This is a genomic window from Marinomonas sp. TI.3.20 (assembly GCF_038155025.1).
Lineage (GTDB): Bacteria > Pseudomonadota > Gammaproteobacteria > Pseudomonadales > Marinomonadaceae > Marinomonas > Marinomonas flavescens.
On sequence record NZ_JBAKAS010000002.1, the window covers coordinates 1 to 16,377 of the forward strand.

The 16,377-nt window shown below is 41.3% G+C and carries 16 protein-coding genes and 3 pseudogenes; 14 read left to right on the forward strand and 5 right to left on the reverse strand.

Annotated elements, in window-relative coordinates; genetic code table 11:
* From V6259_RS20020 to tnpA, 3 genes and pseudogenes are all read right to left on the reverse strand, one after another.
* Positions 1-253 (reverse strand): annotated as a pseudogene (locus V6259_RS20020) (hypothetical protein); the annotation flags it as partial.
* Positions 254-556: 303 nt separating this feature from the next.
* Positions 557-778, reverse strand: a complete 222-nt coding sequence (gene tnpB / locus V6259_RS20025) for an IS66 family insertion sequence element accessory protein TnpB (RefSeq protein WP_445928496.1) — start codon at positions 776-778, stop codon at positions 557-559.
* Complete coding sequence (gene tnpA, locus V6259_RS02505) at positions 778-1,068, reverse strand: IS66 family insertion sequence element accessory protein TnpA (RefSeq protein WP_341583193.1); 291 nt, start codon at positions 1,066-1,068, stop codon at positions 778-780. Before tnpA ends, tnpB begins: the two co-directional genes overlap by 1 nt.
* Before the next feature lie 97 nt (positions 1,069-1,165).
* Between tnpA and V6259_RS02510 the strand changes: the two are divergent.
* Together V6259_RS02510 and V6259_RS02515 are read left to right on the forward strand one after the other, a co-directional pair.
* A pseudogene (locus V6259_RS02510) lies at positions 1,166-1,381 on the forward strand (transposase); the annotation flags it as partial.
* Positions 1,382-1,428: 47 nt separating this feature from the next.
* Positions 1,429-1,812: a hypothetical protein gene (locus V6259_RS02515; RefSeq protein WP_341583194.1), complete on the forward strand. Its 384-nt coding sequence runs from the start codon at positions 1,429-1,431 to the stop codon at positions 1,810-1,812.
* 377 nt (positions 1,813-2,189) lie between these two features.
* On the opposite strand, the pseudogene V6259_RS02520 reads toward V6259_RS02515, so the two are convergent.
* Together V6259_RS02520 and V6259_RS02525 are read right to left on the reverse strand one after the other, a co-directional pair.
* Positions 2,190-2,336 (reverse strand): annotated as a pseudogene (locus V6259_RS02520) (transposase domain-containing protein); the annotation flags it as partial.
* Positions 2,303-3,046: a M48 family metallopeptidase gene (locus V6259_RS02525; protein WP_341583195.1), complete on the reverse strand. Its 744-nt coding sequence runs from the start codon at positions 3,044-3,046 to the stop codon at positions 2,303-2,305. The gene V6259_RS02525 and the pseudogene V6259_RS02520, both read right to left, overlap by 34 nt.
* Positions 3,047-3,718: 672 nt before the next feature.
* Between V6259_RS02525 and V6259_RS02530 the strand changes: the two genes are divergently transcribed.
* The 12 genes from V6259_RS02530 to V6259_RS02585 all read left to right on the forward strand — a co-directional run bounded on the left by V6259_RS02530 (position 3,719) and on the right by V6259_RS02585 (position 16,376).
* Positions 3,719-4,270: a DUF4255 domain-containing protein gene (locus V6259_RS02530; protein ID WP_341583196.1), complete on the forward strand. Its 552-nt coding sequence runs from the start codon at positions 3,719-3,721 to the stop codon at positions 4,268-4,270.
* Positions 4,270-5,076 (forward strand): hypothetical protein, encoded by an 807-nt coding sequence (locus V6259_RS02535; protein ID WP_341583197.1) that lies wholly within the window; start codon positions 4,270-4,272, stop codon positions 5,074-5,076. Before V6259_RS02530 ends, V6259_RS02535 begins: the two co-directional genes overlap by 1 nt.
* 336 nt (positions 5,077-5,412) lie before the next feature.
* Complete coding sequence (locus V6259_RS02540) at positions 5,413-6,960, forward strand: phage tail sheath family protein (RefSeq protein WP_341583198.1); 1,548 nt, start codon at positions 5,413-5,415, stop codon at positions 6,958-6,960.
* Positions 6,961-7,021: 61 nt separating this feature from the next.
* Positions 7,022-7,492 (forward strand): phage tail protein, encoded by a 471-nt coding sequence (locus V6259_RS02545; RefSeq protein WP_341583199.1) that lies wholly within the window; start codon positions 7,022-7,024, stop codon positions 7,490-7,492.
* A gap of 109 nt (positions 7,493-7,601) precedes the next feature.
* Positions 7,602-8,045 carry a phage tail protein gene (locus tag V6259_RS02550; RefSeq protein WP_341583200.1) on the forward strand — a complete coding sequence of 148 codons (444 nt, stop codon included), beginning with the start codon at positions 7,602-7,604 and terminating at the stop codon, positions 8,043-8,045.
* A 2-nt stretch (positions 8,046-8,047) separates the two neighbouring features.
* Entirely contained in the window at positions 8,048-8,245 is a 198-nt protein-coding gene (locus V6259_RS02555) for a hypothetical protein (protein ID WP_341583201.1), read from the forward strand.
* Between the two features lie 5 nt (positions 8,246-8,250).
* On the forward strand, positions 8,251-8,892 hold the full coding sequence (locus V6259_RS02560) for a CIS tube protein (RefSeq protein WP_341583202.1): 642 nt from the start codon (positions 8,251-8,253) through the stop codon (positions 8,890-8,892).
* Between the two features lie 25 nt (positions 8,893-8,917).
* On the forward strand, positions 8,918-10,711 hold the full coding sequence (vgrG, locus tag V6259_RS02565) for a type VI secretion system tip protein VgrG (RefSeq protein WP_341583203.1): 1,794 nt from the start codon (positions 8,918-8,920) through the stop codon (positions 10,709-10,711).
* Positions 10,712-10,724: 13 nt separating this feature from the next.
* Positions 10,725-11,024 carry a PAAR domain-containing protein gene (locus V6259_RS02570; RefSeq protein ID WP_341583204.1) on the forward strand — a complete coding sequence of 100 codons (300 nt, stop codon included), beginning with the start codon at positions 10,725-10,727 and terminating at the stop codon, positions 11,022-11,024.
* A 55-nt stretch (positions 11,025-11,079) separates the two neighbouring features.
* Positions 11,080-11,526, forward strand: coding sequence for a GPW/gp25 family protein (locus tag V6259_RS02575; protein ID WP_341583205.1), 447 nt, complete (start codon positions 11,080-11,082; stop codon positions 11,524-11,526).
* A gap of 3 nt (positions 11,527-11,529) precedes the next feature.
* Positions 11,530-15,552, forward strand: coding sequence for a hypothetical protein (locus V6259_RS02580; RefSeq protein ID WP_341583206.1), 4,023 nt, complete (start codon positions 11,530-11,532; stop codon positions 15,550-15,552).
* A 2-nt stretch (positions 15,553-15,554) separates the two neighbouring features.
* On the forward strand, positions 15,555-16,376 hold the full coding sequence (locus V6259_RS02585) for a hypothetical protein (protein ID WP_341583207.1): 822 nt from the start codon (positions 15,555-15,557) through the stop codon (positions 16,374-16,376).
* The last annotated feature ends 1 nt before the right edge of the window (position 16,377 follow it).

The window sequence follows — 16,377 nt, forward strand, 5'->3', positions numbered from 1 at the left end:
GTTCGTCTGCTAAGATGATCTTTTCACGAACCGGTATAGACTCGTCAAAACGCAACCCTGTGATAGTAATTTCATTGCCTTTACGAGACTTGGGGGCTTTTCCGCGAACACTGACGGGCTCAGGTTTTCCCTGCTGGACCGTGGCGTCTTCCTCCAGCGTCGTGGGTTCGGCTGGCATCGGGCCAACAATATCAGCGAGGGCTTGTTGTTCAGGAGTGAGTAAGCCTCTGCGTTCGCTTTTTGGTCCGAATAATTCGCGCTTTAACTAACGCCCACACTTCGGCTTCGTATTGTCGGATTCTTGAGGACATTGCCTCTACTTGAGATCGCAGTTTTTCAACCTCATTCGTGTGAAGCAAGTCAGTGTTTTTAAAGGGTAAAATAGGTTGATAAGTGGCGTCATTCATGGGGTTGGATTATACCACCCACCCCCTTAAAATGCGCGTTTGTAGCGCTTAAATTGACGATATTTTTCCACTTTTATGCCAGCCAATAGATGCTGTAATTCGAGTGTACTGAGGGCGTGTTTATCGTTCGCTGATTGCGCATAGTTGAACTACCCCCGCGACAGTCTTTTGCACCAAATACAGTACCCAGAGGCGTCAAAATAGAGAATTTTCATCTGAGTTTTACGGCGGTTAATGAACACAAAATACCCGATGAGAGGACTTTCTTTGATTTGCTGTTTAATCAGCCCTAACAGGCCACAATAAGACTTACGCATATCGGTAGGCTGAGTGTACAGCCAAATGTTGGCGTTAGGCTCCGGCATAAACATCAGTCACGACTCAGTCGAAGTTCAACGCCATCGCCTAAACACAAGGTAATGTTCCAACGTCCAGAATAAGGGACTGAGAGGTCGGGCACCTGACTGAGATCGATAAAGTCTGAGTGACTAGAATCTGGCGAGGCTTTAGTTCCCGAAAAATGCTGACGCCATTTACTAAAACTGGCGTAACTCGCCTGATGCTGTTCGCAGTATTGAGGAGCGGATAAACCGGACTCGGCTTGATCATCAATGATTTTTTGCCATTCAGAGGAAGAACGACGGGTATAAGGTTTGGTCATAAGATGGACTCCGTTATCGGTTATAAGATGAAAACGGAGTCCAGTTTAGAGTGCAAAAAGATGAGATGAAATAACGGCGTAGAATGAACGCTAACGGGTGCTTGATGTTTCTATGAATGAAGACAAATGCCCAATTTATAACGGAGAATCGGCCGAAATATTAGCCACAATGAGACATTTTGCTGTAAACATGTTACGAGCGGAAACGACCAAAAAAGCCAGTATTCGACGCAAACAGAAAATCGCCAGCATGGACATAGAGTATTTAGATAAGGTGCTAGCGGCAGGCTTAAAAGTCGTGGCAGAAGGATAAGTAAGAAGGGGCAAAGCTGATCAAAATATGTTCACGCTCTTGCCCTGATGAAAAAAGGGTTATCAGACAATGAGATTGAACAGCTACACACATTATTCTACAGTCAAAATAAAAAAATAATTTCCCTAGATTTCATAAGAGTTTTTAATCACTTAAGCACACTGAAATATAGTGATATAAAAATTACGTTAGACTATTCCACTAAAAATAAAGCCTTTTATATTCCAGTGACAAATACTTTTGAATATTTCTTACATCAACTCATTAAACGTAAAGAAAACAATTTCACCTATACAGAGTTGATCGCTCTGCTATATAAAATAGATGATAGCAAACAAAATGAAAATTACAATTTCATTAATGATACTTTAAAAACACCTGATGCAGATATTGAGTCAATCGGTGATTTCATTTGTAAATATTTAAAATAAATCATCGTTAGGAGACCTAGATCGAAATGGACCACCCTGAGTTTACTAGATATCGTTGAAGATATTAGACGATTTTATCCAGATTAATGGAGCTTTTCTCGAGCTACCATCTAAGAACTAAAGATCAACCCTGCCTTAATCTATCCTAGCAACCATAGGAAAATCACATGTTAGCTACAAACGAAATAACACAAATGGCCAAAGCGATAGTCGCTCAGTTGCCAATTCTGAATGGTATAGCGAACTCTGATGAAAACAAATAAGCCCTAATACTAATGGAAGACTTGTTAGAGCATTATGATGAAAATCTAATCATTATTGAGGCTTTAAGCAATGTCATTACACGGTTAGCGTTCATTTCACGCCGTTCTTGACACTCAGAGCAAGGGCGATTTCAACGGTTTGTCCGAGAACAGGTGTTTCCATCGTCTTGGGGTCAGGTCGGCTACGTCTTTTGCTGGGTGCTGGCTTACTCGTTGCAGGACATCCGTCAGATACACACTGGGATCGATGTCATGCAGCTGGGGGCATGAGACAAAGGCGATTGATTCAAGGTCTCACGATGCAGTCGCCACTTCGGCATAAATTCATCCATGTAAGCAATAAAACGGCTATTATGATGACGCTCTAACAAGTGAACCAACTCATGCACAATAATATATTCAAGGCACTCAGGGGGCTTTTTAGCAAGATCTAGATTTAACCAAATGCGTTTCGCTTCAATGTTAACCCCCCCCCATTTGGTCTTCATTTTCTTAATCCCCCAGTCGTCAGCAACAACGCTCATCTTGGCTTGCCACTTATCTATTAGTTTCGGGGTGATCTGCTTTAACCGTTCGCGATACCATTCGCTCATCAACTTTAAACGATTTTCTGTACTGGTGTTGGCGGTGACTGATAAGCGGATTTTATTACCACCCACCAGCTCAACCTTATGTTTACCAACTTGCTCTATCACTTCTAAGCGATAGCTTTTACCAAAGAAATAGTGGCTCTCAGCCGCCACCATCTCGCGAGCACTTTGTCTTGGCTGCGCCATAAAGTCAGCTTGCTGTTTTTTGATCCAGGCTAGTTTATCAATTACCGCTAAGCGAATGCGTTCGTCTGTCACATGCTCTGGCACGGCCACACGAACATGACCTTCAGGTGGATACACGCCAAGATGCAAGTTCTTAATTGCCTTACGGACAATGTGGATACGAATACCACTCACGATAATCTCTGAATCAGCCATGAGGTTATTGATACTCACGCTGATTTTTTGCAAGCTCTAATACATCGGCAATTAAAGCTATATAGAAGAAATTTTCAATAATGGTACACGTTAAAAGTAAGTACATAGATAGTTATCTTACGAAGGAACTTACCTCAAAGAAGGCACCATTGTGTACGTGACTATTATTGAAGCCGCCAGTTCAACCAATAATATTTCGAGTTTTTGGTTAGAAAAAAATCTCTTGGCATAAATCAGGTAATAATTAACATTGATCGTTTGCCAGCGTTGCATAATTTATTGGGGCATCGTAGCATTCATAAAGTGAGTATTGCCTGTTTGTTTAAGGGCTCTATCTCTTCTTCGCCGGATACGGCAGCCCATTCTTGTTTTTCGTTTTCTATAACAATATTGATTACAACTTCAGTTTGCGATTACCTCTGATGTATCTAATATTTATGATACAGTGCATTTTTTGTTAGGACGATGATTACAATCAAAGACCTTTTCTCGAAGTCGTGAGTAAAGGAAAAATAGACGAAAAAGCGAAGTTTATGGATTATACATAGCATTTTCAATCTATTTTTCAAACTGTATTGTCACGCGCAGCATTCCTGTAAAGGTCGTAATCAAGCAATTTAAGGAAAAGATAACCCCATGCTCGACGACTGTTTAAACTATCTTTGCGACAGAATGAACGAATCAATCAAGACATCCTTCGATTTAACTGAGGATATTGTTGTAGTTTCACCTCCTTCTGACAAAGATACTCATAGCACGGCAAACATTGAAAATAAAATATTAATTTTTATCAGTAATTTAGAACGTGATACTTTTTCTAAACCTGGACATCAAATGACAGCATTTCAGCCTGGACAGCGGGCGGTCATTACAAACAAGCCTTTATACCTGTCTATTTCAGTTGTGATAGCCGCACATTTTACAGGGTCAAACTATACAGATGGTCTAAAAATACTGTCTCATGTATTCGCCTTTTTCCATCGAAATCCAACTTTTAATCATCAAAATGCACCTGACTTAGCCGATACAATAGAACAAATGACGTTGGAAATGGAAACAATCCCCGACGGGCAGCTTAGCCATATGTGGGGAATGCTAGGTTCACACTACCTACCATCTTGTGTATATAGAATTCGCGCTGTGATACCTAATAGTGAAACAATCCTGACGCAAACGGGCCGATTAAGGCAGACCAATACAAACCTATTCAGAAAGGACGTATAATGGCCGATTATCAACCGTACCTATCGATCAACATCAGACATAGCTACTTTTCTTCTTATATAGCGCAACAGATAGACGTCATCCCCACATTTGACACGCAACAATGGCTTGAAACAAACCAAATGTTTATCAAAAATATCTCTGGGGGGATATGTATTTTTTTTGATCCGGACAAACTAAACACGCCTTCAAGTGATAAAAATTCACAGTACCTACAATTCAAAGTCTTTAGTGGTGATTCCTATTTTAGAAATTATACCAATACCCCTTTACCACAATCCCTTTGCACTGCAGAGTTCGATATCGTCGTCAATCGTTCCGAAAATTCAGATGCAACACCAAAACAATGGTTATCTCCAGAAGAGTTACTAGACCATCCCGAAAAAAAAATCATCTCTCCTTATGAATTGAGCCAAAATTTAATCGGGCTCATAAACATTGAAATTCCTGCTAATTATTACTATGAGGCTAACAAACATATAACCTTATCTTATGAACACTGCGAGACCTATTGGAAATACTATTTCCTATCACTAAAGCATTCAAATCAATTTAAAATTGATGATCCGAAAAAAACATATTCATTTGAATTTCAAGGAGTCGAAAAGATCAATAACCAAAGCGATGTGATGACATTTATATCTCAAACACCCATCCCGATCTACCAACGTAGCGATATGACGTTTCAATTAAGAAATCAGTATCATCCTGTCCTTCGAAGACTTCCCGTTGCAGACCCCAAACAAATGGAACTAATTACCCAGGGAAACAACTATCAAAGATTATGTCATATTTATGTAGCATGAAGAGCCGCAAAAAAACATAAAAAAATCACAACCTAAAAAGTGCAAAAAAAAAGAATATTGTTAAATAGGTCGTCTTCTATGCTTTATATTCTTGCTTAAATGACTATTTAGCTATTTTATTGAACGAACTCAAGTAAGCTATCTGCTTGAGATAAGTCGTTGTAGCAACTAAATTTAGTTTTATTACTTTACTTAAAGATTAAAGTTACTTGATTGGTTTATGTGTTGAATTCATAGTTAGCATCGGCGTATATTTTTGTTAACGAATTAAATAGCCCTTCTTTTCCTTTTTTTAAAGAAAAGTAATGATGCGTATCATACTATAAGGATCTTATTATGGGTGTCATGAAAACACCGGGTGTATACATAGTCGAAAAAAATGCTTTTCCAAACTCAGTTGTCGAAGTGGCAACGGCAGTACCTGCTTTCATAGGCTATACAGAACAAGCAAGCAATGGCGGAAAATCCCTTCGAAATCAACCATGGCGAATTACTTCCATGTCGGAGTTTCGTCAATATTTTGGTGGTTCTCCTCTACATACTTTTGAAATAAGTGAAGTAGATGCCGATGCCAGACAAGTATTTCAACAAGGCGACGTTGCGTATCAAATAAAACAAGACAATCCCCGCCATTTTTTATATTACAATATGTTGTTTTTTTTCCAGAACGGCGGAGGCCCCTGTTATATTGTATCCGTTGGCAGTTATAAAGATGACATAACAGGAAAAGCACTGAAAAGCGGCATTACACCGTTAATAAAAGAGCAGGAACCAACCATGGTAGTTATTCCAGAAGCCGTGCAACTGGCAGAAGATGACTGCATAAACGTCCAGCAAGCTGTACTCAGTCATTGCGGTGGAAAAATGAAAAACCGCGTTGCTATTTTGGATGTTTGGGAGGGCTTTAAAGACCGTCAACACCCAGATGGAGACTGCATAGCAAACTTTCGCTCTAAATTAGGCACGAATTATCTCGATTATTCAGCCACCTATTATCCTTGGCTCAATACCTCTATTGTACAAGATGAAGAACTCAGCTTTAACAATATTAGCAATCTGGACAAACTTACAGAGCTACTCACCAATGAAGTGACTCTTAGCTTTAAAGATTTAGAAGGGCTAAGCGAAGAAGAACTAAATACAGGTGGAAATAAACTTAGAGCGACAAGAAAGCAGCAAATGCTAGATGAGGTCACGAAACTAGCTGGTGATCTTGCCAGTATAGAGCAAGCACAACTCAACAAAATACTCACTACAATCAGCCCTCTTTATAAAACCATTTTGGCCGACGTAAAATTTCAACACAACATTCTACCTCCATCATCTGCCATGGCGGGTGTATATACCATGGTTGATAATGCTCGCGGCGTCTGGAAAGCCCCTGCGAACGTCAGTCTCAATGCAGTCGTCTCTCCAACGATAAACATTAGCGATGATGAACAAGAGGATTTGAACGTTACCACTCAAGGTAAGTCAATCAATGCGATTCGTCCGTTTATCGGTGAAGGCACACTAGTATGGGGAGCGCGAACATTAGATGGCAACAGTTTAGACTGGCGCTATGTTAACGTACGTCGAACCATGATTATGCTGGAAGAGTCGATCCGACTAGCTTCAAAAGCCTATGTTTTTGAACCGAACGTTGCCAATACTTGGGTTTCAATGGAAAGCATGATTAGCAGTTTTCTATATGGAATATGGAAGCGTGGTGGTTTAGCGGGAGCCGCTCCTGCTGACGCCTACAGTGTTAGTGTTGGCCTGGGAAAAACCATGACGTCAGATGACATCTTAGAAGGAATCTTACGAATCACCGTACTCGTTGCGATTAGCCGTCCAGCTGAGTTTATTGAAATCACCTTCCAACAACAAATGCAGAAATCGTAAAACACTAACACACGCGCCTAGATAAACTAGGGCGATAAATTCATTTAAATAGGAGAATCCCATGGCAGATGATGGATCAGTACAGTCAGAAACCGTATGGCCAATGCCAAAATTCCATTTTGAGGTGAAATGGGAAGGAGGTGCTGGAGCTAAAATGGTAGCTGCGTTTCAAGAAATATCGGGACTTGATACAGAAACCCAACCCATTGAATATCGTGCTGGTAATAGCAAGGTTTTCTCAACCATAAAAATGCCGGGCATAGTTAAAAGCAGTAACGTCACTCTGAAAAAAGGCATTTTTAAGAAAGACAATAAATTCTATGACTGGTATTCGCAAATCAAAATGAACACCATTGCTCGAACTCCGGTTACCATTAGTTTGTTAGACGAAGCAGGGAGCCCAGTAATGACTTGGAAGCTGACAAATGCATGGCCAACTAAAGTCACTGGCACTGATCTAAAGTCAGACGGTAATGAAGTCGCGGTTGAAACAATTGAATTAGCTCATGAAGGGTTAGAGATTTCAGTTTAATTTTCTTAGGAAAAACCAGCCACTATTTTTCGGTGGCTGGTGTTTGTTCTCAGCAAAACGATAATACTAGATATAAAAGCAAACCGTACACCAAAGAGAAATAATAAAAATGTCTGAACAATGGCCTCTTCCTACATTCCATTTTAGCATCGTGATTGGCGGCAGTATGGATGATGCTGCATTTCAAGAAGTTACTGGGATTCAAACACAAATAGAAACACAAGAATATCAAGAAGGAGGTAGTAATTTAGTCTATCACCTTCCCCAATTTATCAAATATAGTAACCTCACTCTTAAACGAGGTATTGCTGACTCACAATCAGCCCTAATGAAATGGTGTCAGAATACCCTTGAATCACAATTAAACAAGCCAATCAAAACAAAAACTGTCACCGTACGGCTTTTAGATGCAGATGGCTCACCGTGCCGTATTTGGGAGTTTCATAATGTTTATCCAGTTAAATGGAACGTAAATGAATTTCATGCAACTAAAAACGAAGTGGCGATTGAAGAAATTGAGCTTTGCTATAGCCGCACCAAAAGAACATTATAATTATGCCTATTGAAGTCAAACAAATGACCATTCGGTCAAATATCACAGCAAATACAACGAACGACTCCGGACAAGAAAAGCCGCAAAAAAATACGGATGAATGTACGCAACAATCTCAGCTACAGCTTCATGATGGAGAACAATTTCAGACAATGAAAACTCTTTTTAATAAGCTAAAACAAGCTCAGAGGGAGCGTTGAGTACAATGGATAAGTTAAAAATCCTATCTCAAGAAGGCGTCTATATTGCCATGCTAAACCCTAACTCATTGAAACAAGGGTATGGGATCGAGTATACAAATAACGAATGCAATAACCGTCAAGCACAAGGCAACCTGGCACCAAAAGTTGAACTTAAAGGCTATAAGAGTGAGAAGCTGAGCTTTGAAATAATAATAGATGCCACAGGGGCTGTTGATCAACTGATTACTATTCCAGTCCCGATACAATTTAAATTACTAAAAAGTGTTATATATGATTATTACGGCGATAAACACGAACCCTACCCAGTAATAATTACATGGGGAACGCTGATTTTTAAAGGCCGATTAACATCCATGGATATCACCTATCAATTATTTGATTCCTATGGTGTTCCCTTGAGAGCAACTGTCAGCTTAAGTTTTGATGAATATTTAACAGATAAAGAAAAAGAAAAACTCGCAAAAAACTCCTCGCCAGATCTCACTCATATTGTTGAATTTAAAGCCGGCGACACTCTTCCTCAGCTATGTCAGAAAATTTATAACGACAGTTCGTACTACATGGACGTTGCTCGAGCCAATCAACTAGTAAGCGTGAGGCAAATAATGCCGGGGACCAAACTTTATTTTCCACCGTTAATTTAATCAAAGAATCTAATCAAGGAAAGTTATGGCTGTCTCTCCAACAAAAAATATCTCTGGCGTAACCTCTTTTACTATTAAAGCAAATGGCAGTGCCATCAATAGTGAGATTGGAATCATTGCCATCCATGTATTTTATCAAGTCAATCAAATAGCCTCAGCGGAGCTAGTATTAAGTGATGGCAATATGGCAAAGAAAACGTTTGATAACAGTGAAGGCGAGACATTTAAACCTGGAACCAAAATCAGCATTAGCGCTGGCTATTCAAGTGAAGAAAAAACCATCTTTGAAGGCCTTGTTATATCTCATGCCATACGTATTACTAACAACAATCAATCTACCCTCAATATCACCTGTAAAGATCAGGCCATCGCCATGACAGTGGCTCGTAACAGCCAAAGTTTTTTAAAGCAATCAGATAGTGACATTATTAATAACCTAATTGGCAACTACTCCGGGTTAAAAAGCGAAAAAGTTGAAAGTATTTCGGAGAAACATGATGAATTGGTTCAGTTTAATTGCACTGACTGGGATTTTTTACTAACGCGGGCAGAAGCAAATGGACTTGTGGTAAGTAACCAATCCAATAGCCTCTCTGTCACCTCCCCCTCCGTCGATAAAAAACCTGCGTTAGTGGTTACCTATGGGACCGATTTGATTGATTTTTCGGCAGAAGTTGATGCTCGTCATCAACTAAGTCAAGTAACAGGTATTGGCTGGGACCCGGGGCAGCAAAAGATACTCAAAGGACAAGCAGCAGTAACATCGATTTCAGATCAGGGCAACTTTAGTGACAGTGATCTCGCAAAAGTGTTAGATATCAAAGACTATCGCCTACAAACATCAGGCAACCTGACACAAGAAATGCTCGACAGCTGGGCCAAAGGACAGCGGGTAAAATCTATGCTAGCTAAAGTCCGCGGCTCACTCACTTTTCAAGGGAGTGCCAAGGCAAAAATCAATACACTCATAAAGCTATCGGGTGTAGGTGAGCGATTCAATGGTTCCCACTATCTTGGCGGAGTACATCACCAGATAGAAAACGGGCAATGGCTCACTACAGTCGATCTAGGACTGTCTCCTATGTGGTCCAGCGAACATCGTGACCTTGGTGCCCCAGCAGCAGCAGGTTGGCTTCCCCCCGTCGATGGACTACAAATTGGGCTTGTCACCAAACTGGACGAAGATCCAGAATCCCAGTTCCGAATTCAAATCGAAATGCCCGCCCTGGGCGATGAAAACAATCTAGTTTGGGCACGACTTGCCAGTTATTACGCCACCAAGAAAAGCGGTCATTTTTTCATCCCGGAAATAGGCGATGAAGTAATTATTGGCTACATCAATAATGACCCTAGCCAACCCATTGTGTTAGGAAGTCTATACAGCAGTCAACGCACCTCGCCTTATGATTTAACAGCAGAGAACAACACCAAAGCGATTGTGACAAAAAGTCAATTGAAGGTAGAATTTAATGACGAAGATAAAGTGATTACTATCGTCACACCTGAAAACAATAGCATTACTATCAGTGATAAAGGCAAATCGATCACTCTTTCAGACCAAAATAAAAACACCATTACAATGGATGATAGCGGTATAACACTCGATAGCCCAAAAGATATCACCCTCTCTGCCAAAGGAAAAATAGTTTTAAAATCAACAAACAATACTAGCATTACCGCACAAGCTGATGTCAAAGTACAAGGGCTCAATGTCAATCTAGAGGCGCAGACAGGACTCTCGGCCAAAGGCTCAGCAACGGCTGAATTGTCGGCCTCTGGCATGACAACCATCAAAGGTGGCTTAGTTAAAATTAATTAATGGAGGACAAAGTATGACATTTGCAGCGAGACTAACTGATATGCATGTGTGCCCAATGGCCACGCCAGGGTTACCACCTATTCCCCATGTGGGTGGGCCCGTGATTGGCCCAGGCGTACCAACCGTTCTCATTGGTAATCTTCCTGCTGCTGTGGTAGGAGACATGTGTACCTGTGTAGGGCCACCCTCCACCATAGTGAAAGGATCTGCCACTGTCCTCATTGGTGGAAAACCAGCAGCTAGAATGGGTGACAGCACCAACCATGGCGGCACCATTGTGTTAGGTGAGCCAACGGTAATGATTGGCGGATAATGCTTCAAGCATCAATACTCTATTGACATAACCACTCTTTGAAAAAGGAATTTACATGAGTAAACAAAACGTTTTTCTAGGTTCAGGCTGGGCTTTTCCACCCAGATTTGCATCATCAAATCAGCGAGTCACATTAAGTCAGGACGAAGAGGATATTCAACAAAGTTTGTCTATCCTTCTCTCTACTTCTCCTGGAGAACGAATAATGAGTCCTGACTATGGTTGTAGACTCAATAAATTTGTTTTTGCTGAACTTACTCAAACAACATTTACTGAAATTAAATATGAAATTCAACAAGCAATTTTATTTTTTGAATCGCGCATTGATTTACAGGACATTCATATCCAGCCCAACGTAGATCAAGGCGAATTAATGATTAGGCTTGAATATCTCATTGTAACAACGAACACACGCAGCAATATGGTCTACCCATTTTATTTACAGGAAGGAACCTTAATCAACCCAAGCCTGCTTCCTACACGTGCTAGACAGGATGTGTAACCCATGACAACGCGTCAGCAACGAAAAAAGAATGCTCTCTCCCCGCATTTTTTTCAGCTTCACGAACAAAGCTTTGAACAATTATTAGTTTGGGCCAAACGATTTGCCAGACTCGTTCCTTACCGAGATCAAAACGATCAAGCGGCTGGGCATTGGGGAGGCATGTTCGAGCAAAGTGAACTGGTTGTCAGCGCGACAGTGCTAAGTATCAATCTGGACCAATATAAACAGCAGTTTAAACAAGCCAAACAATTGGGTGAAGCCTCAACACGTCAATATCTCCTTCATTTATATCATCAGCTAAATCAATGGTATATACATTTACCAAGTTCACCTGATATTGCTTATCAACTAAAATTTACTTTATTAAATCTTTTTCAAACTCACCTTGCAGCCCCTCTTAAACAGCTATTAGAAAATGTCACACCTGAGGATCGCCCAGATATTAGCCAATTTGACCCCCTTTGGGGACTAGATCAACTGTCTTTAATTCCACATGCATTACCAAATCATTCAGATCACTCACAACTTTGTTTTTCAAAAATCAACCTTGTCATCACTCGATTACAAGACACATGCCAAAGCACACTTACCTCTTCTCTGAAACAAGGTGAACATGCACCGCAATTAGCGCTTTACATCAGTTTCTTAAAGCTTTTTGAACGAGCACAGCAAAAAATCAATACGTTCACCCAAAGACATCTACTCTTTTACTATCAAGATGTTCTACAACAAGATTATAAAAAAGTGCCCGACGATCTGGTTTATCTAAAACTGTCACAATCGCAAACAAGCTCTACCCCAACCGAAATCATTAAGGGGGGGATTTTCAGTCCTGGCAATAATTCACAGTTTCAACGAGTCAACTACCAAGCAACGTATCCGATGATAGTGACCGATGCGGAAGTGACACATGTTTTCAATTTAACCTTACACAGAGACCCTCAAGCCTCCCCCGAAAGAGAAACCGGTTTCGTTTGTGGTATTAATGCTCGAAAAATTAAGATGGCCGCGGATGCAAAAGGCCCAGATTTTCCACAATCACAGAGCTTCCCTATCTTCGGAACCCCTATTGAAAAAGGTGACGTACCAAGAAATACGAATATACAGACCATGGGACTGGTTATTTCAGATCCTATTTTATCCATGGCTGAAGGCCAACGTGATGTCACCATACAATTTGAACTTCAAGAAGTTCGCAAAGGAATGATTGAGCAACAGATCTATCTATTCAGCGAATCCAGAGATCGCCATGATAAAGAGTCGGACATTGGTAAAATATTAACGCCGCTCTTTGAGCAATTACTCATTATACATAACCACCTCCTTGACCATGTGGATACAAGGATTTCAGCAAGCCAACTGGTAGAACAGCTGCAGCCAGATCAATTACAACAACTGCTCGAACACTCTCCAGTACAACAACTTAATGATATTTATCGCTTATTTTTCCTCACGTTACTTCAGCAAACAGAACAGCTACAGCAAGCTGCGCGACTAAAAGAAAGCAAACAGCAAGACATCTTTTTTGGCATTTTTGGTCAAATAATTTGCCGACACATTCTAAGCCCTAACGACTGGCTAACAGAAAATGACATAGGCAGTATTTGCCACAGCGCAAAAATACTCGCAGACAATAAAATTATCGACCTAGTCGCGCTGGAAACCATTCAAAATTTACTATCCTATTCTAAAACAACCGCTTTTTATCAATTGTTTAATGGTGTATTTAACGTAGACATTACCACTACGGAAGGCTGGGAAACCATTAAGGATATTCAAATACACCCTATGAATGAAGCAACATCCCAGCAAATGGGATTCACATTATCGTTGAAACTCGACCCAGGATTTTCATCGACTGCGTCAGCGACACAAGATCTACATGGTCAGCAATGGTCTTTGCCTCATCCAGCATTAAGACTCACCCTCAAGGCGCAAACCAATTGTTATCCTTATTCCATTTTTCAAGGTTTTGAGTGGTCACATGTGAATATACATTGCCACGTCACTGGCATGACACGCTTGCAGCTTTATAACAACGATGGGCAAGCTGACCCAAGCCAACCTTTTTTACCCTTTGGCGCTCAACCAAGTGACGAATCGTATTTAGTCATTGCCAATGAAGAGCTTGCTCGCAAACATGTAAAATCGCTAACATTTCAAATGGATTGGGCAGACCTACCCAGAGGCAGTGATGGGTTTACACAACACTACGCAGGGTATTCCTACCTTTTTAGAAACCACAGCTTTCAAGTCACCACCGAAGTCTTAAATAATGGTCTATGGACGCAACTTGGCCCATTAAGTCAGCCTTTGTTTCAACCAGCAATTGGGCAGTTAGAAAAGAGCAGTCAGCTTCGAGTCGATGCTATGCAGCAGGCTTTTACACCGGTTTTGCAGGCTTGGCCAAATACACCATTTAGCCCGCAATCTGGGATTCGCAATGGATTGTTTAAAATAAAATTGAATGGGCCACACAACGCATTTGGTCATCGTGATTACGGACCATTGTTCAGCCAAATTTTAACAGCCAATGCAAAAACCAAAAAACCTGCGCCCCTACCTAATATACCTTATACACCGGTTCTTAATCGCTTTTCGGTTGATTATCAAGCACAGGTACAAATCGACCTTGCTAATCTAGACCCAGCCCACCAAGGGCAAATAATACATCTACACCCATTTGGCCAAGCACAAATCTATCCACCTTTAGAAGCTATGCGCCTTCAATGCCCTAGGCTACTACCCGATTACCAACATGATAGTCATCTCTGTATCGGCTTATCCGCTTCCCAGCTTTCCGGTTATCTCAATCTATTTTTTCTACTTGATGGTAGCTCTAAACTTCTAACACCTTATCCATCAACCAGCTATCACTGGCATTACCTTGTCAATAATGAATGGAAAGCACTCCCTCCACAGAACATGATTCATGACACCACCCAAGGGTTCCTCACCACGGGGCTAGTCACACTGGATATTCCTGAAGATATCAATACAACCCATCAGGTAATGCCAGACGGCGTATATTGGCTTAAAGTAAGCACCAATCATGGTATAAACCGCTATCCTAATTGTCTGCATGTCGCGACCCATGTATTGCAAGTTAGCGGGCGTAGTGAACCAACTCTTGCCGCTCCATTTAGCGAATGGAAAACGTATCCAAAGCAGCATAATCTCGGGAAAATATCGCAACTGACGCCGATGACACAAGCGCCCCAACAAGAAAGACATGATCAGTGGGTCAATCGGGTTAGCGAAACATTACGTCACAAAGGGCAAGCGATTACGCCATGGGACTATGAGCATTTAATTCTAGAAAATTTCGAAAAAATCGGGGCTGCCTATTGCTTTTCGAACCATCAATTTGAACATAAAGAGCCAATTCCAGGGCATATATTATTAATCGTGACACCCAGCAAAACAGACTGTCAACATTCTCCTTGTCAGCCAAAAACCGTGGACGCTGCCACCTTACTCAGCATACGAAGCATTTTACAGTCTGTTAGTCGTCAAGGGCATCAGATTGAAGTTCGTAACCCAGGGTATGAAAAAATCCAAGTTCGTTGTCAGGTTTCATTTCATGAGGGCGTTCATCATGGTCTGGCACTGCGCAAATTGAATTACGCCCTTCATTGTGCGCTTTGTCCTTGGCAAGAAAACAGTATGAATCAGGGACTTGGATGGCAATTATCATTAAGCAAACTGGCTTCCTTTATCAGCCAACAACCAGATGTTGCCAACGTCAGTGGTATATCAGTACTTAAAATCAGTCAACAACACACTCATTACGCATTACAAGATAGCGCCAGTACACAACAACCAATAAAAGCGGAATATCCTTGGTACCTTTTGATCCCTGCTGAGCATCATTACATCCAGATAGCAACCGACAACACTATTATGCCTCCTGAGCCTGCAGGCATTGGTGAACTGGTCGTCGGAGAACAATTTATCATCAACACAGACAATGCAGCCACAAGCAATACAATCGCTCCTGCATCAGACGATGGAACAACTTAATCATGGCAAAACGTAATCGAAGCACACTAAAAAATTATTTTCGCCAGGGGACAATGCCATCTGCCGAGCACTTTGCAGATCTGATTGACTCATGCGTCAATCAAGTAGAAGAAGGCTTCGTAAAACCACCAGCTACGGGTCTACAGCTAACGGCTTTGGATCAACAGCACCTTTTCAGTTTTTATCAACAAAGCGACCCCAATACACCGCTTTGGCAAATGGGTTTTGCCAAGCAGCAAGCGGATCTTCAGTTCAAGGCCTTCTCCCCTATTACACAGGAAGACCAAGACAAAGCACTTACCCCTAACTTAACGCTGACAATCGATGGTTATGTGGGTATACAGACAGAAACACCGAAGCACACACTGGATGTTAAAGGTGTTATTGGCTCTCAGGGGCGCAGCGGTAGTCAATTACTTGAAGCGCCCATTCCAGCAGACGGCCAGTGGCACGACCTTACACCAGAGTTAGAAGGGTGCAACATGTTTGAAGTCGTTGCAGGAATTGGCATTCGACACAGTGGTCGATACGCCTTATTGCATGCCATTGCCACTAACACTTGTGCGCCCAACACTTGGTGGTGGCAATGGCGTAAGAAAAATCCGATCAAAACCCAACACGCATTTTTTCATTCAGCGGCAGATAAGCTGAAACTACGTTGGAAACAAACAACACGTAACGGTGCAAATAGACCCTATGTGCTGCAAATTAGGACAAATACCAATTATGGAGAACATCTGTTTATCCGTTATCACTTAACGCAACTTTGGCATGACCCATTTATGACACTGTGTGAAAGTCGCCTACCAGATGAACAGGCGTAAT